At 73.3% G+C, this 18,522-nt stretch carries 13 protein-coding genes; 6 read left to right on the forward strand and 7 right to left on the reverse strand.

Annotated elements, in window-relative coordinates:
• Positions 1-4 precede the first annotated feature (4 nt).
• Together ACH4LD_RS08135 and ACH4LD_RS08140 are read right to left on the reverse strand one after the other, a co-directional pair.
• Entirely contained in the window at positions 5-2,587 is a 2,583-nt protein-coding gene (locus ACH4LD_RS08135; protein WP_398055417.1) for an ABC transporter permease, read from the reverse strand.
• A complete protein-coding gene (locus ACH4LD_RS08140) occupies positions 2,584-3,372 on the reverse strand; it encodes an ABC transporter ATP-binding protein (protein ID WP_132785225.1) in 789 nt (262 codons plus the stop codon). The genes ACH4LD_RS08135 and ACH4LD_RS08140 overlap by 4 nt, the downstream gene beginning before the upstream one ends.
• A gap of 446 nt (positions 3,373-3,818) precedes the next feature.
• Between ACH4LD_RS08140 and ACH4LD_RS08145 the strand changes: the two genes are divergently transcribed.
• From ACH4LD_RS08145 to ACH4LD_RS08155, 3 genes are all read left to right on the forward strand, one after another.
• Positions 3,819-5,315, forward strand: coding sequence for an MFS transporter (locus ACH4LD_RS08145; protein ID WP_398055418.1), 1,497 nt, complete (start codon positions 3,819-3,821; stop codon positions 5,313-5,315).
• Between the two features lie 654 nt (positions 5,316-5,969).
• Positions 5,970-6,413, forward strand: a complete 444-nt coding sequence (locus ACH4LD_RS08150; RefSeq protein ID WP_132785227.1) for a DUF485 domain-containing protein — start codon at positions 5,970-5,972, stop codon at positions 6,411-6,413.
• Positions 6,410-8,044, forward strand: coding sequence for a cation acetate symporter (locus ACH4LD_RS08155; RefSeq protein ID WP_398055419.1), 1,635 nt, complete (start codon positions 6,410-6,412; stop codon positions 8,042-8,044). The genes ACH4LD_RS08150 and ACH4LD_RS08155 overlap by 4 nt, the downstream gene beginning before the upstream one ends.
• Positions 8,045-8,083: 39 nt before the next feature.
• Here the strand turns inward: ACH4LD_RS08155 and ACH4LD_RS08160 are convergent, their stop codons facing one another.
• From ACH4LD_RS08160 to ACH4LD_RS08170, 3 genes are all read right to left on the reverse strand, one after another.
• Positions 8,084-8,971, reverse strand: coding sequence for a cellulose-binding protein (locus tag ACH4LD_RS08160; RefSeq protein ID WP_165951604.1), 888 nt, complete (start codon positions 8,969-8,971; stop codon positions 8,084-8,086).
• A gap of 276 nt (positions 8,972-9,247) precedes the next feature.
• Complete coding sequence (locus ACH4LD_RS08165; protein WP_398055658.1) at positions 9,248-11,728, reverse strand: SUKH-4 family immunity protein; 2,481 nt, start codon at positions 11,726-11,728, stop codon at positions 9,248-9,250.
• A 919-nt stretch (positions 11,729-12,647) separates the two neighbouring features.
• Positions 12,648-13,688: an SMI1/KNR4 family protein gene (locus tag ACH4LD_RS08170; protein ID WP_103809926.1), complete on the reverse strand. Its 1,041-nt coding sequence runs from the start codon at positions 13,686-13,688 to the stop codon at positions 12,648-12,650.
• Positions 13,689-13,975: 287 nt separating this feature from the next.
• Between ACH4LD_RS08170 and ACH4LD_RS08175 the strand changes: the two genes are divergently transcribed.
• Entirely contained in the window at positions 13,976-14,491 is a 516-nt protein-coding gene (locus ACH4LD_RS08175; RefSeq protein WP_398055420.1) for a YwqJ-related putative deaminase, read from the forward strand.
• Positions 14,492-14,549: 58 nt separating this feature from the next.
• Positions 14,550-15,044, forward strand: coding sequence for an SUKH-3 domain-containing protein (locus ACH4LD_RS08180; protein ID WP_132785232.1), 495 nt, complete (start codon positions 14,550-14,552; stop codon positions 15,042-15,044).
• A 217-nt stretch (positions 15,045-15,261) separates the two neighbouring features.
• Here the strand turns inward: ACH4LD_RS08180 and ACH4LD_RS08185 are convergent, their stop codons facing one another.
• Both ACH4LD_RS08185 and ACH4LD_RS08190 read right to left on the reverse strand, forming a co-directional pair.
• Positions 15,262-16,119: a TIGR04222 domain-containing membrane protein gene (locus ACH4LD_RS08185; RefSeq protein ID WP_398055421.1), complete on the reverse strand. Its 858-nt coding sequence runs from the start codon at positions 16,117-16,119 to the stop codon at positions 15,262-15,264.
• 55 nt (positions 16,120-16,174) lie between these two features.
• Entirely contained in the window at positions 16,175-17,485 is a 1,311-nt protein-coding gene (locus tag ACH4LD_RS08190; protein ID WP_398055422.1) for a sensor histidine kinase, read from the reverse strand.
• Positions 17,486-17,651: 166 nt separating this feature from the next.
• On the opposite strand from ACH4LD_RS08190, the gene ACH4LD_RS08195 reads away from it, so the two are divergent.
• Positions 17,652-18,512 carry a helix-turn-helix domain-containing protein gene (locus tag ACH4LD_RS08195; protein WP_398055423.1) on the forward strand — a complete coding sequence of 287 codons (861 nt, stop codon included), beginning with the start codon at positions 17,652-17,654 and terminating at the stop codon, positions 18,510-18,512.
• Positions 18,513-18,522: the final 10 nt, after the last annotated feature.

The raw sequence follows: 18,522 nt of genomic DNA on the forward strand, positions 1-18,522 counted from the left end.
GCGACTAGTCCGTCGCGATGGCGTTCAGGACGTTCATGCGGCCCGCGCGGAACGCCGGGATCAGCGCGGCGAACAGGCCCACGAAGGCCGAGCCGACGAAGACGCCGGTGATCGTCGGCCAGGGGATCTCCAGGACGTTGAGGCCCTCCAGGGCGAGGAGCTTCTGGGCGGTCGCGCCCCAGCCCATGCCGAGCCCGAGGCCGAGCAGGGCGCCGAAGACGGCGATCACCACGGACTCCAGGCGGATCATGCGGCGCAGCTGGCGGCGGGAGAGGCCGATGGCCCGCATGAGGCCGATCTCCCGGGTCCGCTCGACCACCGACAGGGCCAGGGTGTTCACCACGCCCAGGACCGCGACGATGATCGCGAGCGCCAGCAGGCCGTAGATCATGTTCAGGAGCTGGCCGATCTGGTCCTTCAGCGCCTGCTTGTAGTCGGTCTGGTCGCGCACGGTCAGCGCCGGGTCGTCGCGCAGTGCCGACTTCAGCGCCTTGTAGGCGGCGGCTTCCTGCCCGTCCTTGGCGGTGGCGAACATCAGCTGGTCGAGGGGCATCCGGTCGGCCGGGACGTACTTGGCGACGGTGGCGATGGAGGCGTACATCGCGCCCTTGTCGACGACCACCTCGTCGCTGGTGATCGCGCGGACGGTCAGCTTCGCCGTGCGGCCGTCCTCGAAGTGGACGGCGACCGTGGAGCCGAGCTTGATGCCGTGGTCCTTGGCGAAGCCCTCGAAGACGGACATCGAGTCGGGTTTGTAGGCGTCGGCGAGGTCACCGGCGACGGTCTTGGTGCGCAGGTCCTGCACGTAGGTCGGGTCGGCCGCGTTGATGGTCTCCTTCTTGGTGACCCGGCCGTCGGGTGTGGTCAGGGACGCGTCCAGGAGCTTGTACTCGGTGACCCGCTCCAGGCCGGGCGTGTCCTTGATCTTCTGCACCATCTGCGGCTTGATCAGGTTGTACTCCTGGTCGCCCTGGATGATGAAGTCCGTGCCCACCGTCTTGTCGAGCTGGTCGGTGGCCGAGGCCACCATGGAGGAGCCGACCACCGACAGGCAGGCCACCAGGGCGAGGCCGATCATCAGGGCGGCGCCGGTGGCGCCGGTGCGGCGCGGGTTGCGCAGGGCGTTGCGCTCGGCCATGCGGCCCACGGGCCCGAAGATCCGCAGGATGAGCGCGCCGAGGACGCGGACCAGTGCGGCGGCGAGCAGCGGGCCGATGACGACGAAGCCGATGAGCGTGGCCACCACGCCCAGGCCCAGCCAGCCCGAGCCGGTCTTGGCCTGGTCGGCGGTGGCCGCGGTGTACAGGCACCAGCCGCCGGCGCCGGTCAGCAGCAGGCCGATCAGAGCGCGGACGGCGCCCGCCCTGGCGTCGGCCGGGGCGCCCGCGTCGCGCAGGGCGGCCATCGGGGAGACCTTGCCGGCGCGCCGGGCGGGCAGGTAGGCGGCGAGGACGGTGACGACCACGCCGAGGAGCAGGCCGATCGCGGGGGTGGTCCAGGCGACGGTGAGGTCGTCGGTGGACAGGTTCATGCCGATCTGGCCCATGAGTTTCATCAGGCCGATTGCGATGCCGACGCCCGCGCCGACGCCGAGCACCGAGCCGATGACGCCGAGCAGCAGCGCCTCGACGAGCACGGACCGGTTGACCTGCTTGCGGGAGGAGCCGATGGCGCGCAGCAGGCCGATCTCACGGGTGCGCTGGGCGACCAGCATGGAGAAGGTGTTGATGATCAGGAAGATGCCGACGAGGAAGGCGATCCCGGCGAAGCCGAGCATCGCGTACTTCATGACGTTCAGGAAGCTCTGGACGCTCTTCTGGTTGGCGTCGGCGACCTCCTTGGCGGTCTGCACCTTGTAGTCGTGTCCGAGGACGGCGGTGACGTTCCTCTTCAGCTGCGCGTCGGTCACGCCCTTCGCGGCCATGACGTTGACGTTGGTGTAGACGCCGGTCCGGCCGACGAGGGCCTGCTGGGCGGTCTTCGTGTCCAGGTAGAAGATCGCGGCGCCGGGGTTGGTGACCTTGAAGGCGGCGATGCCGGACACGCGCGCGTGGTGCGTGCCGACGGCCGTGATCACGCCGATCTCGTCGCCGAGCTTCAGGTGGTGCTTGTCCGCGGTGTCGGCGTCGACCATCACCTGGTCCGGGCCCTTGGGCGCCGCGCCGGAGGTGATCTCCATGGTGCGGGCGTCGTTGCCGTTCCAGCTTCCGACGATGGTGGGCGCGCCACTGGTGGGCGACAGCTTGTCCTTGTCGGCGTCGATGACGGTGACCGAGGTGGAGAACACCGTGCCCTCGGCCGACCTGACGCCCCGGGCCTCGCGGACCTTGCCGACCACGGAGGCGGGCAGCACGGGCGGCTTGCCGGTGCGGGAGGTGGTCTCCCCGGTGTCGGAGGAGCCCTTGGCGCTGACCTGGACGTCCGAGGACGTGGCCTGGAACAGCTTGTCGAAGGTGGTGTTCATCGTGTCGGTGAACACCAGCGTGCCGCACACGAACGCCACCGACAGCAGGACCGCGATCGCCGACAGCGCCATGCGGCCCTTGTGCGCGAAGAAGTTGCGCATCGAGGTCTTCAGCACGGTCATGACGTGCGCCCCCGGGCGTCGAAGTCCTTCATGCGGTCCAGGACCTGTTCGGCCGTCGGCTGGTACATCTCGTCGACGATCCGGCCGTCGGCCAGGTAGAGCACACGGTCGGCGTAGGAGGCGGCCACGGGGTCGTGGGTGACCATGACGATGGTCTGGCCGAGTTCGTCCACCGAGCGGCGCAGGAAGCCCAGGACTTCGGCTCCCGCCCGCGAGTCGAGGTTCCCGGTCGGCTCGTCCCCGAAGATGATCTCCGGGCGGGCGGCGAGCGCGCGGGCCACGGCGACGCGCTGCTGCTGGCCGCCGGAGAGCTGGGTGGGGCGGTGCTTGAGGCGCCCGGCGAGCCCGACGGTCTCCACCACGCGGTCCAGCCAGGCCCGGTCGGGCTTGCGGCCGGCGATGTCCATGGGCAGCGTGATGTTCTCGATCGCGTTCAGCGTCGGCAGCAGGTTGAACGCCTGGAAGATGAAGCCGATCCGGTCCCGGCGCAGCTGGGTGAGCTTCTTGTCCTTCAGGCCGGTGATCTCGGTGTCGGCCAGATGGATCTGACCGCTCGTCACCGTGTCCAGGCCGGCGAGGCAGTGCATCAGGGTGGACTTGCCGGACCCGGAGGGGCCCATGATCGCGGTGAACTGGCCGCGGGCGATGTCCACGTCGACGTGGTCCAGGGCGACGACACGGGTCTCGCCGGACCCGTACGCCTTCACGACCTGCCGCGCCCGCGCGGCAACGGCCGTAGTCCCTCCAGTGCCCCCGTGCCTGGGAATGGTCACAGCCGATGTCACGGTATGTCTCCTATGTCGGTTGACAGGTCGTGGTCGATGTCCCGGTGCTCCGGGCGTCGTCCTGGGTTACGTCGATGAGTCTCGCGGTCGGCGGGGGCGTCGCGCGCTGGTGCGAAGCCCCGTCTTTCCCGGGGGTAATCCCCACCCCCGCCGGTGCGGTCCGCCGCCCCCCAGCGGCGTGAAGCCAGGTTAGGGAACGCCCCCGGCCGGTCTCGTCCTCCGCCGGGACGAACCCTCCCCGAGCCGTAGTACGGAGGAACCCCTAGGGGTGCTCCACCGCCGGGTGGAGCCGTTCTCGGGGTCCCCTCCACCCTTCGGTGCGGAAAAGCCTCCACCCTTCCGCCGCGTCAGGGTCAAGCCCCGCCCGCCGTGGGAAGCTGTCGTCCCGGTGATACGTGCAGGGGGCACGGGGTAGCGTCCGGCAGGGGCCACGGGAGGGGTGTGCGGTGGGGGGTACGACACCGGCGGTACGCGGCGGAGCCGGGCGGCGGCAGGACACCCGGCGGCGGGGCGCGGTGGTCGCGGCGCTCATGCTGGCGATGGCACTGGCCGCGCTCGACTCCACCGTCGTCTCCACGGCCGTACCGCAGATCGTCGCCGACCTCGGCGGGTTCTCCGTCTTCTCATGGCTGTTCTCCGGCTATCTGCTCGCCGTGACCGTCACCCTCCCCGTGTACGGCAAGCTGTCCGACACCTTCGGCCGCAAGCCGGTGCTGGTGGTGGGCGCGGCCGTGTTCCTGCTCGGCTCGCTGCTGTGCGCGGCCGCCTGGAACATGGGGGCGCTGATCGCGTTCCGGATCGTTCAGGGCCTGGGCGGCGGGGCGTTGCAGGGCACGGTGCAGACGCTGGCCGCCGATCTGTACCCGCTGGCGGAGCGCCCGAAGATCCAGTCCAAGCTCTCCACGGTGTGGGCGGTCTCCGCGGTGGCCGGCCCGGGGCTGGGCGGGGTGCTCGCCGCCTACGCCGACTGGCGCTGGATCTTCCTGGTCAACCTGCCGATAGGCGCCGCCGCCCTGTGGCTGATCGTGCGTCATCTGCACGAGCCGGAACGGGAGGACGCGGGCCGCGCGCGCGTGGACTGGGCCGGCGCGCTCGCGGTGTTCGCGTGCGGCGGGGTGCTGCTGGCCGCGCTGGTGCAGGGCGGGGTGGCGTGGCCGTGGCTGTCGGCGCCGTCGCTGGCCCTGTTCGGGGCGGGTCTGGTGCTGGTCGCCGTGGTGGTGCGGGTGGAGCGGCGGGCCGCGGCGCCCATCATCCCGGGCTGGGTGTGGCGGCGCCGGACGATCGCGGCCGTCAATCTGGCGCTGGGCGCGCTGGGGCTGCTGATGGTGGCGCCGAGCGTGTTCCTGCCGACGTACGCGCAGTCGGTGCTCGGGCTGGCGCCGGTGGCCGCCGGGTTCGTGCTCTCGGTGTGGACGCTGAGCTGGCCGGTGTCGGCCGCGCTCAGCCAGCACGTCTACCGGCGGATCGGCTTCCGGGACACCGCGCTGCTCGGCATCGGCCTGGCGGCGCTGATCCTGTTCGCGTTCCCGTTCCTGCCGTATCCGGGGTCGTGGTGGCAGCCGACGCTGCTGATGCTGCTGCTGGGCGGGGCGCTGGGGCTGTTCCAGCTCCCGCTGATCGTCGGAGTGCAGTCGACCGTGGGCTGGTCGGAGCGGGGCACCACGACCGCGTCGGTCCTGTTCTGCCGGCAGACCGGCCAGACCCTGGGCGCGTCCCTGTTCGGCGCCGTGGCCAACGGCGTGCTGGCCGCGCGGCTCGGCGGGGCGGGCGACCTGGACTCCGTCACCCGCGCGCTGGACGGCGGTACGGCCCCCGAGGCGACCCGGCGGGCCATCGCCGGCGCGGTCCACGCGGTCTACCTCGGCGCGGCGTGCGCGGCCGCCCTCGCCTTCGCGGTGCTGTTGCTGGTGGCACCCCGGCGGTTCCCGGTGCTCCAGGACTGAACCCGGTGCGGGCCGACGCGGGTGACACCCCGTGGAGGCGGGCGGGTCGACGCCGGTGACACCCCTGGGTACGGGCAGGTCGACGCCGGTGACACCCCTCGGCCCAGCCAGCTCGACGCCGGTGACACCCCTCGGCCCAGCCAGCTCGACGCCGGTGACACCCCTCGGCCCAGGCGGGTCAACGCGGGGACACACCCTGGGTACGGGCAGGTCGACGCCGGTGACACCCCTCGGCCCAGCCAGCTCGACGCCGGTGACACACCTCGGCCCAGCCAGCTCGACGCCGGTGACACCCCTCGGCCCAGCCAGCTCGACGCCGGTGACACACCTCGGCCCAGCCAGCTCGACGCCGGTGACACACCCTGGGTACGGGCAGGTCGACGCCGGTGACACCTGGACGCGGGCAGGTCGACGCCGGTGACACCCCTGGGTACGGGCAGGTCGACGCGGTGATACCCCTGAGCACTGGCGGGTTAACGCAGGCAACCCCCCAGGTCGGACCCGTTCTCCCCGGGAAAGCGCATACCGACCGGCCAGTTCGGTGAAAACGCCGCGCGGCCCGCGGCGCGCGAGTAGCGTGCGTGGCTCAGCTCCCCCACCCCCACCTCCCTGCGGTCCGCCGCCACGGACCCGAGCCGCGCAAGGAGCCCCGGGATGTCCTACGACCCGCCGCACCCGTCGTACTCACCGCACCCGCCCGAGCCGCCGTACCCGGCGCGGCCCACCTACCCCTGGCAGCCGCCCGCACCGCCCGAACCGGCGCGTCCGGTCCGCCGGGCGCCGCGCGAACCCCTCGGCCGGCACAGCGACCTGCGCATGCTGCGCAGCGCCTACCGCTGGCAGCGGCGCACCGCCACGCTCACCGCGCTGGGCTACTTCACGCTGTTCCTCGTCCTGTCCGCGTACGCGCCCGGCACCATGACGCGCACGGTCGCCGACGGCATCCCCGCCGGACTGCTGCTCGCCCTCCTGCAACTCCCCGTCACCTGGCTGGCGATCGCCCTGTACGAGCACACCGCGCGCCGGCACGTCGATCCGCTCGCCGACCGCATCCGCAGGCACGCCGAACTCGACGCGCGGCGCGGAGCGACCCGATGACGGCCGCCGCCGGTGCGGCAACCACCGGCTTCAGCGACTCCGCGCAGACCATGTCCCTGGTGGCCTTCTCCACCGCCGCCACCGTGACCCTGCTGCTGTGCGTGATGACCGGCCCCGACCGGGACGACCTGGACGAGTTCTACACCGGCTACCGCTCCCTGTCCCCCCTGCGCAACGGCCTCGCCATCGCCGGCGACTACATCTCCGCCGCCTCCGTCCTCGGCACCGGCGGAGTGATCGCCCTGTGCGGCTACGACGGCGTCGTCCTCGCCCTCAGCACGGCCCTGTCACTGATGCTGATGATGTTCCTGCTGGCCGAACCCCTGCGCAACGCGGGCCGCTTCACCATGGGCGACGCCCTCGCCCGCCGGCTGCCGGGCCGCTGCGTACGCATCACGGCCTGCGCGGTGACCGTCGCCGCGCTGCTGCCGCTGATGCTCGTCCAACTGGCCGGAACCGGGCAGCTGATGGCCTTCATCCTCGGCTTCACCAACGAGTCCCTGAAGACCGGGTGCGTCGTGGGACTCGGCCTGCTCATGATCGCCTACGCCGCGATCGGCGGCATGAAGGGCACCGCGCTCATCCAGATCCTGAAGATCGTGCTGCTGGTCGGCTCGGGCGCCGTGGTCGCCCTCCTGGTCCTGCGCCGCTTCGACTGGGACCCGGGCGCCCTGTTCACCGCCGCCGCGCGGCAGAGCGGCGCCGGGCCGGCCTTCCTGCGCTCCGGGCTGGAGTTCGGCACCACGCCCACGGGCCGCGTCGACATGATCGCCTCACAGCTGACCGTCGTCCTCGGCGTCGCCTGCCTGCCGCACATCACCATGCGCATGTACACCGCCTCCAGCGCCCGCCAGGTGCGCCGCTCGATGTCCTGGGCGGTGTCCCTGGTCGCCCTGTTCGTCCTCGTCATCACGGTGGTGGGGTTCGGCGCCACCGCCCTGCTCGGACGTACGGCGATCGCCACGGCCGACCCGCAGGGCAACACGGCGTACCTGATGGGCTCGCGCGCGGTGTTCGGCGCCGGCGTGTCGACGGCGGAGACCTTCCTGTTCACCCTGGTCACCACCGCGCTCTTCCTGACCCTGCTCGCCTCGGTGGCCGGGATGATCCTCGCGTGCGCCAACTCCCTCGCGCACGACGTGTTCGCCGCCCGGGTGCAGGAGATGCCGGCCCGCCGCGAGATGACCCTGGCCCGCGTCTCGGCGCTCGCCATAGGAGTGCCGACGATCCTGCTGGCCACCCTGGTGCAGCACCACAGCCTGCAGCCCCTGGTCACGCTCTCCTTCTGCCTGGGCGCCTCCGCCCTCGCCCCCGCCCTGGTCTACGGCCTCTTCTGGCGCCGCTACACCCGCAGCGGGCTGCTGGGCACGCTGATCGGGGGCTCGCTGACCGTGCTGCTGCTCATGCCGGGCACCAACCTCGTCTCCGGATCGCCCGTCTCCGCGTTCCCCGGCGCCGACTTCAACTGGTTCCCGTTCACCACCACCGGCATCGTCTCCATCCCGGCCGGCTTCTTCTTCGGCTGGCTCGGCACGGTCCTGTCGGGCCGCGCGAAGGCGGAACGGCAGCGGCACCAGTACGAGGCGGTGGAGGGCTGGATCCTGGCCGGGGCCGTCCGCAAGAGCAGTTGACGGGAGTGCCGGCGCGTTCCCGTGCGCCGGGCCGGACGGCTACTCCAGGACCACCCTGCCGGTCAGCGAGATGAGGGTGTCGCGCACGGAGTCCATGTGCGCCTGCATGTCGTCCCACAGCTCGCCGTGCTCGCGCAGCACCCGTTCCGTCTCCGCTGCGATGCGCTCCTCCTGCGCGCGCGCCTCGGCGATGATCTCCGCGGCACGCGCGCTCGCCTCCTCCGGGGAGCGGCGCTCGTACTCCTCGGCCTCCACGAGGGCACGCTCGGCCTCCGCCAGCGCGGCCTCGGCCCGGCTCGCCCGTTCGGCGTGCCCGGCGTCCAGCTCCGCCATCCGCTCGGCCTCCTCCCGCTCCGCCCGGGCCCAGCGCGCGGCGTGCTCCCGGGACTGCTCGGCGAGCATGCCGTCGGTGCGCCGGCGCGCCTCACGCAACTCCGCGAGCGCCTCCATGCGCCCCGACTTCACCGCGCGCCGGGCGCCCACGCGGATGCCCTCGGCCTCGGCCTGCACGGCGACGAGCCACTGACGGGCGCGTTCGTCGGCCTCCGCGCGGACCGCGTCCGCCGCCTCCCGCGCCTCCTCAAGTACGCGCTGGGCGTCCGCCTCGGCCCGCGCGACCTCCTCCGCGGCCTCACGCCGGGTGCGTTCCAGCAGGTCCGCCGCCTCGTCGAGCACGAACTGGTACAGCTTCCGGGCGCCTTCCCCGAGCGTTTCGTACGTCTGCGGCGGGAGCTCGGCGACGGCCTCGCGCAACAGCGCTGCCTCCGCCCCCATCTCCTTGGCGAGCACGGTCAGCCGGGCGGCACGCTCCCAGGCGGCGTCCCGGTCCTCGGACAGCGCCTCCAGGTACGCCTCGACCTGGTCGGGACGGTAGCCACGCCCCCGTACGGTCGCGAAGCCGTGCGGTGGCATCGATGCGCTGCTCACCCTGGGGACCCCTCTCCACCGGACCTGCACGACAGAATGATTTCGTGCATATCTTGATGGATCGGAAGTAACGGTTCATAACGCGACACTCCGCAGACACGTCGCGCCAACGCTCCGAACGGCCCCCTCACGGACCCGCGCCGGCGCCCCCACGGACAACGCGTCCACGCCCCCGCAGACACGCGCCGGCGCCCCCACGGAGAACGCGTCGGGCCCCGCACGCGCACGTGCGGGGCCCGTATGTTCACACCACCCGGCGGCCGGGCGGCCACCGCGCTACAACAGCCCGTCCCACATCTGCTCCAGCAGCACCGACCACCAGCTCTCCGGCGAACCGAGCGCCGCCGGGTCGAGGGCGGCCAGCTGCGCCTGGAAGTCGACGGTCCAGCGGCCCGCCTGCTCCTGGTTCAGCCCGTACCTGAGCCGCCACATCCGGCCCAGCAGCGCCAGACACCGGGTGAACTCCGGCAGCCCCGTGTTCACGAACTGCGGCGGCACCGGCGCACCGCCCGGTCCCGCCTCCACCGGCACGGCCACGATGTTCGCCGTCCCGTACTGCACACAGATCGCCTTGCCGAAGTCGGTACCCATGACGAGGTACGACCCCGCGTCCGCCGCCGCCCGCACACCGCGCTCCGCCGCCAGCTCCGCCAACGTCGGCACCGGGCGGCCCGGCTGCGCCTGCGCCCAGAAGAACGGGCCCATGTCCAGCGGCAGCCCCGCCACGACCAGGGTGTGCGCCACGATCGGCGGCACGCCCTGCCGGGACACCGCCTGCTGCTCGAACCGGAAGATCCCCGGCCCGAACGCCCCGGCCAGCTCCTGCGCGATCCCCTCCGGGGGCACCGGCGGCGCCGCCTGCACCGGCGGCAGCGGCGCCCGCACCGGCGCGGGCCGTGCGGGACCGTCTGCCACCTGGTGCAACTCGCCCTGGTGCGCCAGCAACTGCCGCATGCCCTGCTGCCGGCTCGCGTGGTCCGTGCCGTACGGCGCGATGCTCGCGATCCTCGCCTGCGGCCACTGCTCCCGGATCATCCGCGCGCAGTACGCCCCCGGCAGCTCGCACGACTCCAGCTCCGTGTGCAGCTCCAGCACCTGGTCCGGCGGCACGTTCATGGCCCGCAGCTCGTGGAAGATCTGCCACTCCGGATGCGGCGTCCCCGGCGCCGAACGCCGGATCAACTGCTGCTCGGACCCGTCCTGCGCGCGGTACCGCAGCACGGCCTGGTAACCCGGACCGACCGTCGGCTGCCCCTGCTGCGGATACCCGTACGCCGACCCCTGCCCGGGCATGGGCACACCCGGCGGCATCCCACCCGGAGGCATGGGGGGCTGGACACCGGGAGCACTGGGGGGCATGCCGGGGCCGCCGGGGGGCATGCCGGGACCCGGCGGCATGGGCGGCTGACCGCCCGGAGCGCCGGGACCCATGCCCGGGGCGCCCGGGGCGCCGGGAGGCGCGGGCGGCCGGGCGCCGGGGGGCGTGCCGGGGGTCCCGGGGCCGCCGGGAGGCATGCCGGGACCCGGCGGCATGGGCGGCTGACCGCCCGGAGCGCCGGGAGGCATGGCTGAGGCGCCCGGAGCCGGGGGCACACCCGGGGCGCCCGGCATGCCGGGGGCGCCGGGAGCGGGCGGCGGGGGCATGCCCGGCCCGGCCACCGGCGGAGCGGCCAGGACGGTCTCCGCGTGGTGCACGGCACCGTGAGCAGAGGAGGTTCCGGGGGTTCCGGGAGCGCTCGGAGGCTGCGGAGGCTGTGGGGCACCGGCGGCGCCCGGACGGACCGGGGCAGCGGCCGGGGGCTGGGGCGCACCGGGGTTCCCCGGGGCGCCGGGTGCTCCCGGAACGTTCGGCGCGCCACCCGGGGCACTGTGCATGCCAGGCGCGCCCGCAGTCCCAGAGGCACCGGACGGGTTCGGCATGCCCGGGACACCGGGAGGCTGCTGCCCCCCCGGAGCCGACGGCACGCCCGGAGCGCCCGGAGCACCCGGAGCCCCAGGGCCGCCGGACGGGTTCGGCGCACCCGGGGCGCCCGGAGGCTGCGGTGCCGGTCCACCCGGTCGGCTCGGGTCGGCCAGGACCGTGGCCGCGTGGTGCACACCGCCCGGCACCTGCGTCCCGTCCGCGTTCCCCTGACCGCCCTGCGCCTCGGGGCCCTCCGGGCCGAGCGACGGCACGAGCCGCGTCGGCACGTACCCGCCCGCGGGCGGGGGCGGTGTCGCCGCGCTCCCCGGGCGCGCACCCGGCGTGCCCGGGGCGCCCGGCGGCGGAGGCGGCGCGCCCACCCCACCGCGTCCCTTCTTCGGCGGAGCCGCCTTGCTCGTCGCGGCGTCCGCGATCTCCCCCGCGTTCGGCGCGAGCCGCCGCCCCGGCCCACCCGGGGCCGCCGCAGGCTGCGGCGTACCGCCCGGTGCCTGCGGATAGCCGTAGCCCGGAGCGCCGGGGCCCTGCGGATAGCCGTACGCCGGGGCGCCCGACGCACCGGCCGGCGCGGGGGGCGGAGGCGCAGTGCCCTGCGCCGGCGGATAGGGCGGCACGCCCGCCGGAGGGGTGCCCGGAGCCGGCGGAACGTGCGGATGACCGTACGCCGGCGTGCCCGGCGGCGGTGGGGGCGTGCTGCCCTGTCCGGCGCCCGGCGGCGGTGGCGGCACGCTGCCCTGCCCAGCGCCCGGAGATGGCGGCGGCACGCTGCCCTGCCCGGCGCCCGGAGGTGGCGGCGGCACGCTGCCCTGCCCAGCGCCCGGAGGTGGCGGCGGCACGCTGCCCTGCCCAGCGCCCGGAGGTGGCGGCGGCACGCTGCCCTGCCCAGCGCCCGGCGCACCCTGCGGGACCGGCGTCCCGGGCGCGCCGCCCTGCGCACCCGGCAGATCGAGCGCCGGCGCGACCGCCGTCGGCGGCAACTGGCTGCCGCCCGACATCAACGCGGTCGGCGCGTCCGGCGCGACCGCGGGCGGACGCGGCGCCTCGTCCGCGTCGCCCAGCGGCGGAGCGAACACCGTCGCGGGCAGCGGCACGGACCGGTCGTCCTCACCGGACCCGGCGTTCGTGTCGGTACCGGCCCACGGCGTGGCCCCCGCGGGCACATCCGCTCCCGTGGGCACCCCGGCCTGCGTCTGCGCCGGTCCGGCCCCACCGGAGGAGGCCGCGACACCCGAAGAAGGCACGCCCGAAGCCGTACCGCCCGCCGGCACACCGTCAGAAACCGAGCCACCGCCAGGCGCCGAACTCTGATCAGCGGACGGACCGGCACCCGGAACCGGCGAACCCGCCCCCTCCGTTCGCCGCTCCCCCAGCCCCAGCTTGTCCGCCGCCTCCTGCAACCACTCCGGAGGGGTCAGCAGGAACGACGTCTGGTTCAGGTCCAACCGCGCCTGGGCGGGCGCCGGCACCGCGTCCCGCGGCTCCTCCGCGCGGCCGTACTCCTCCTCGTACCGGCGGATCACCTCACCCACCGGCAGCGCGGGCCACAGCGTCGCCTCCCCGCTGTCCCGGGCGATGACCAGCCGCTGGCCGCCCGCGTCCGACCGCGGCCCCTCCGCCCGGTCCTCGCCCCACACCACGAACCCCAGCTCGAACTCCCGCACCCGCACCTCACGGTGCTGGTACGCGGGCACGTCACCGTTGATCCACTCCTCGGCGCGCTCCTGCGCCTGCGCGTACGTCACCATCGCTCGCAGCTCACTCCCCCACCGGACCGGAAGACGCCGAGCCGGAAGACACCGGGACGACACGGGCGAAACCGCCGTCCACCATCAGACGGGCCACCGTCTCCAACTCCGGCGGACTACCGGCCAGCCGGGACAGGAACACGTCGAAGTCGTCACCGCACGGCAGCAACAGACGCTCCACCCGCTCCGCCGGCGACCACGACGGATCCACGTCCCGCACATCGTCGTACGCGCAGAACCACACCGAACCGACCCGCTCGCCCTTCACCTTCACCGCGAGCAACCCGCCCTGCACGAAGGTCACCCCGAGGTAGTCCTTCGTCAGATGGTCACGCAGACACTTGTTCACGTACACCAGGTCATTGACCGCTGCCTCGTCCCGCACCGTGAAGAACGGCTGGTCCAGCAGCAGCCCCAACTCGGCGTCCAGCGCCGTGCCGACCGGCGCGCAACCGCCCGCCGCCTTCAGGAACGAGCGGTAGGCACCCGGCAACCGGTAGCCGAGGTCCTCCTCGACGCCCTGCACCTGCGCCTCCGTCACCGCCACACCCGACTTCGGCAGCCCGAAGTGCGCCGGCCGCGACTCCTGCAACGGCCGCGTACCACGCTTGCCGTGGTCCACCGGCGCCGTCGCCACCCCGCCGTGATGCCGCAGCAGCGCCTTCACCTCGACCGGCACCAGCTCCAGCCGCCGCGTACCCGCCACGTGGTGCCACGTCCAGCCGTGCGGCGTCGCCACGTCCGGCACCGTGTCCCACAACTCGTGCCCCGCCGCCGCCAACGCCGCGTTCGCCGACACGTAGTCCGTCAGCCGCAGTTCGTCGACCCCGAAACCCTCCGGCGGCTCGGCGATCTCCACCGCCACGCGCGCGTACGGCGAGAAATCCGGGTAACCCCGCTCATCGACCCGTACCCCTCTCGGGTGACGTGCCGCCCGGACCGGATCCGGAAAGTGCACGACCTGCCCGGCGTAGGCCGCGTTCGGCGGCGCGGCTGGTCCACCGGCCTGGCCGCTGGGCGGTGCACCCAGCCCGAGCCGACCTGTCGTCATGGCGGTTGCCCCCTGCGGCGTTCTCTCTGGCCTGAACGGCGGTGTCGATCGCGGACGGCGACAGCCTATGCGGTACGCCCACCCCGGTCACCGGCCCACCGCACCCCCACCCCCGCACCCGTCGGCCCCCACCGGCACCCCGGCCCCGCACCGTCGTGACCAGCCGTCACCCCACCGTCACGGACCGCCCGGACACGGGCGTGTCGCACCGCCCCAGCTTCCCCACCAGCCACGGCATTTGGCACCCTGTGTCCTTCGGGGGGATGCCCGGGGAGGGAAGAACGATCATGAACGCTCTGCAGACCGGAGGTACCGACGTGCGGGCCGGCGACCCTCGCATCGACTGGAGCAGCACCGACACACCCCCCGCCCCCACCCTCCGGCACCGCCGCGACGGCATCCTGCCCGCCGTCGCCGCCGCCCTCTCCGTCCGCGGCGCCACCCTCACCGGCACCGCCGCCCGCAGCGACCAGCCCCCGGCCCTGCACCCCCTCGTCCAGGACTTCCTCGACACCCTCACCAGCGACCAACGCGACCGCTTCACCGGCCGCTGCGCCGAGGCCATCCTCATCTCCCGGCACATCGCCGCCGCCGACGCCGCCCGCAGCAAACGCGCCGCCCGCAGACCCATGACCAACGGCGAAGCCCGCAAAGCCCTCAAACACGCCAAACTCACCGCCCGCCGCATACGCGAGGACGGCGACCCCCTCCATGGCAGCTTCGCCGCCCCCTGCCGCGCCTGCACCGCCCTCAGCGCCCACTTCGGCGTCCGCATCGTCGACCCCACCGCCACCGACGACTGACCCCCGGCGGCCACCGGCACCACCTGAACCACCAGCACGCACGACGATCGAAGGGCAGATGCACCCCGACCGCACCTCGACCACGCGCTTCCCCGTACCCGTCGACGCCGCCCTGCGCGCCGCCGGCTGGCAACCCGGACGCTGGGACATAAAGCAGGCCGAGATCTGGGCCGACGCCCTGCGCGAACACACCTCACCCGCCGGACACCGGCACACCGTGTTCCCCGCCGCCGTCGAAGCCTGGGCCGAATTCGGCGGCCTGAGCATCACCCCCGCCGGCCCCGGCCGCCAGATCGCCCCCGCCGGCCTCCACGTCGACCCCCTCCACGGCCTCCACCACGCCCGCACCCTCGGCGACCTCGGCCGCGCCCTCGGCACCGAACTCAGCCCCCTCGGCCAGGAGACCGACAACACCGCCCTCCTCGCCATCGACGCCGAAGGCCGCGTCTACACCATCGACCACACCGGCGACTGGTACCTCGGCCCCGACATCGACCACGCCCTCTCCACCCTCGTCACCGGCATCCAACCGGTCCGCCTCACGGCCGGCTGACACCCCGACACCCCCACCGCCGACCAACCCCCGGCGCACACCCCCACCGACCAACGCCCCGGGGCACACCACCGCCGAGCGACACCGCCCCGGCACGCCCCACCACCGAGCCGACGGGCACGCCACCCCGCCGACCGACACCCCGCACCCACCACCACCCACCGACACCGCCCCGGTACGCCGCACCCCGGGCCCCACCCCCGCGGCACCGGCGCCCCTACAGCCCGCCCAGCCCCGGCGGGTCGTCGTAGCCGGGATCGGCCGACCCCGACGAAGGCCACCTCGTCGCGTCCTCCAGACGCCCCAGCTCGTCGTACATCCAGCCACGAGCCGCCTTCCCCAGACGCACGGCCGCCTCCCCGCGCAGCCCGTCGTTCCCCTCCGGCGCCCACACCCCACTCGGCAACCGGGCCTCATGCGCGGCAAGCGCCGCCCGCCCCGCCTCCGACAGCCACCCGGACCCCACACCCTCATGACGATGAGCCCGCGCACCGGCGACCATCACCACCACCACGACCGCCAGGACGACCCACACAGGCCCGTCCTGCGCCGCCGCGACAGCCACCGCCGCCACCCCCAGCAACCCCGACACCCAGTGAGCCACCCACAACAGGAAGTCGGCCGCGTCGAACCCCCGCACCCGCGACGGACTGCCGTCGACCAGGCCACACTCCGCCAGACGGTCACCGACCGCCTCGATCGCCGGACGCCTCACCAACCGGTCCATCCGCCGCCACACCCGGCGCCGCGGCCGCACACCGATCACCCCGATCACAGCCGCCTCCACCGCGTCCCGCGGCACCGCATCAGTGATCGTGACCACCCGGTCCCGCACCGACAACCGCCCGCCCAGCAGCATCGACGCCATCGCCGTCCGCGCGACGTACTGACCCCGGCCCGAGAGGAACGCCACCTCGTACAGACCCAGCTCCACACCCTCCGGCCACACACCCACCGGCGCCTCCACACAGCGCCGGTACGCCCGGCGGAAGAACCAGCCGGCGACCCCCGTCACCACACAGCACAGACCGAGCAGAATCCCCCACGCCACCGCTCCCCCCTCGGCCCCGGACACGGAAACCCGGCGACCCGCCCCCTGTATGCCCCCGCCACGACAAGGTCACCCACCCCTACGCCGGGATCACCGCCGACACCCGGAAACCCCCCGCGTCCGTCGGACCCGACACGAACACCCCGCCCAGCGCCACGACCCGCTCCCGCATCCCCACCAGACCGTTCCCACCCGACGGCAACCCCGCCGCCGACGCCGACGCCGGCTCCGGCGGCGGCTCGTTCTCCACCTGCATCGCGATCTCCGACACCCGGTGCGCCAACCGCACATGCGTCTTCGCACCCGCCGCGTGCTTGTGGACGTTCGTCAACGCCTCCTGCACCACCCGGTACGCCGTCTGCTCGACCTCCGCCGCATACGACCGCACCTCCCCCTCCACCGACAGATCCACCACCATCCCCGCCGCCGCCGACTGCCCGATCAACTCGTCCAGCTCCGACAGACACGGCCCCTCCACCGCCCCCTCCGCCTCGGCCACCCGGGAAGCCGCCGCCGCGGCCGCCTCCCCCACCGCCACCAACGGCGCCGACGCGGCACGCCGGCCCGCGTCCTCCCCCGCCCGCAGCACCCCCAGCATCTCCCGCAACTCGGTCAACGCCTGCCGCCCCATGTCCCCCACCAACGCGGCATTGCGCACCGCCTTCTCCGGGTCCTTCCGCGCCACCGCCTGCAACGCCGCCGCATGCACCACCATCAGACTCACCCGGTGCGCGACCACGTCATGCATCTCCCGAGCGATCCGCGTCCGCTCCTCGTTACGCGCCCACTCCGCCCGCTCCTCCGCCCGCTCCGCGAGCAACTGCAGCTCCCGCTCCAGACTGTCCGCCCGCTCCCGCAAGCTCTCCATCAACCGCCGCCGCGCCCCCACGTACAGCCCCAGCAACACCGGCGGAGCCGTCAGCCCCAACGCCGTCGTCACCGCCGCGAACGGCACGAACCAGTCACCCAGCGTCAGATCCCCGCGCGACATGTCCTGCCGCACCCGCACGAACGTCACCACCGCCGTCCCCAGCAGCGACATCCCCGACAACGCCCCGATCACCCGCCGCGGCAGCTCACACGCGGCCAGCGTGTACAGACCGACCACGCCCATCAGGAAACCCATCTGCGCGGGCGTGATCGCGATCGCCACCAGCACCACCGCGATCGGCCACTTCCGGCGCACCAGCAGCACCGAACCGGCGACCAGACCGAACACGATCCCCACGGACGCCGGAATCCCCGCGTCCCGCGCGAACGGAACCCCCTCCGCCGCGCACTCCACGGCGGACACCAGCGCCAGCGCCCCGTCGAACACCGCACTGCGCCGCCTCACCCACCACCAAGGGCCGGTCAGCGCCCTCTCGTGGTCTTCCCCCGTCATGGTCATGCGTCCAGCCTACGGGCGAGCGGTGCGGCATTTCCGGTGACTTTCGCCTACCACCACACGCCACACTCCGTAACCGAACGACCTCGAAACCACCCGCTATCCCTCGAACTGGTGAACCTCCCCCGTTCGACCCCGGAACCCCCCATTCCGTCCGGACGGTATGCGTATGGCACATTCACCGGGCAAATACGCCGACTTTGAGGGGCTCAGGGAACAGGCCGTGGCACTCCGCCGGGCCGGCCGCAGCCTCCGGCAGATCCGCGACGAGCTGAAGATCTACAACAACGACATCCTCAACCGACTGGTGAAGGGCGAACCACCGCCGGAGTGGACGATGCGCCCGAGGGCCAAGGACGACCTGCGAGCACGGGCACGAGAGCTACGGCTCCAGGGCTGGACGTACGACCAGATCGAGGCGGAACTGGGCTGCTCGCGGAGCTCCGTGTCGCTGTGGGTGCGGGATCTGCCGAAGCCGGAGCGGCGACGAACCCCCGAGGAAGCCGCAGCCATCGCCCGCAAGGGCTGGCAGGAGAAGCTGCGCATCCGGGACCACGAACGGCGGCGGACGAAGGAAGAGGCCAAGCGGTCGGTCGGCGGACTGTCGACGCGCGAGCTGTTCCTGGTGGGCGTGGGCCTTTACTGGGCCGAGGGCGGTAAGGACAAGCCGTACGACCGCCGGGAGAACGTCGCCTTCGTGAACAGCGACCCTGGAATGATCAGGGTCTTCCTGGCGTGGCTCGACCTGCTTCAAGTAGAGCGGAAGCGCCTGCGGTTCACCGTGATGATCCACGAGAATGCCGACGTGGACGGAGCCGAGCACTACTGGGCCGACCTGGTCGGCGCTGACCCCTCCATGTTCAACAAGACGACGCTGAAGAAGCACAACCCGAAGACGGTGCGCAAGAACACCGGCGACGACCACCGCGGCTGCCTCGTGATCAAAGTCCTGAAAGGCGCCGACTTGTACCGTCGCATCGAAGGCTCTTGGTACGGCATAGTGGAGGCCGTGCACGAGGCCGATCAATGAATTCGGACAT

It is taken from the genome of Streptomyces sp. NPDC017676 (assembly GCF_044329325.1).
In the GTDB taxonomy this organism is placed as follows: Bacteria; Actinomycetota; Actinomycetes; order Streptomycetales; family Streptomycetaceae; genus Streptomyces.

Coding starts and splice junctions, on each gene's coding strand:
- ACH4LD_RS08135 (WP_398055417.1), bottom strand. CDS start 2,587: ATGACCGTGCTGAAGACCTCGATGCGCAACTTCTTCGCGCACAAGGGC.
- ACH4LD_RS08150 (WP_132785227.1), top strand. CDS start 5,970: ATGTCCTACGACCCGCCGCACCCGTCGTACTCACCGCACCCGCCCGAG.
- ACH4LD_RS08155 (WP_398055419.1), top strand. CDS start 6,410: ATGACGGCCGCCGCCGGTGCGGCAACCACCGGCTTCAGCGACTCCGCG.
- ACH4LD_RS08170 (WP_103809926.1), bottom strand. CDS start 13,688: ATGACGACAGGTCGGCTCGGGCTGGGTGCACCGCCCAGCGGCCAGGCC.
- ACH4LD_RS08175 (WP_398055420.1), top strand. CDS start 13,976: ATGAACGCTCTGCAGACCGGAGGTACCGACGTGCGGGCCGGCGACCCT.
- ACH4LD_RS08180 (WP_132785232.1), top strand. CDS start 14,550: ATGCACCCCGACCGCACCTCGACCACGCGCTTCCCCGTACCCGTCGAC.
- ACH4LD_RS08190 (WP_398055422.1), bottom strand. CDS start 17,485: ATGACCATGACGGGGGAAGACCACGAGAGGGCGCTGACCGGCCCTTGG.
- ACH4LD_RS08195 (WP_398055423.1), top strand. CDS start 17,652: ATGGCACATTCACCGGGCAAATACGCCGACTTTGAGGGGCTCAGGGAA.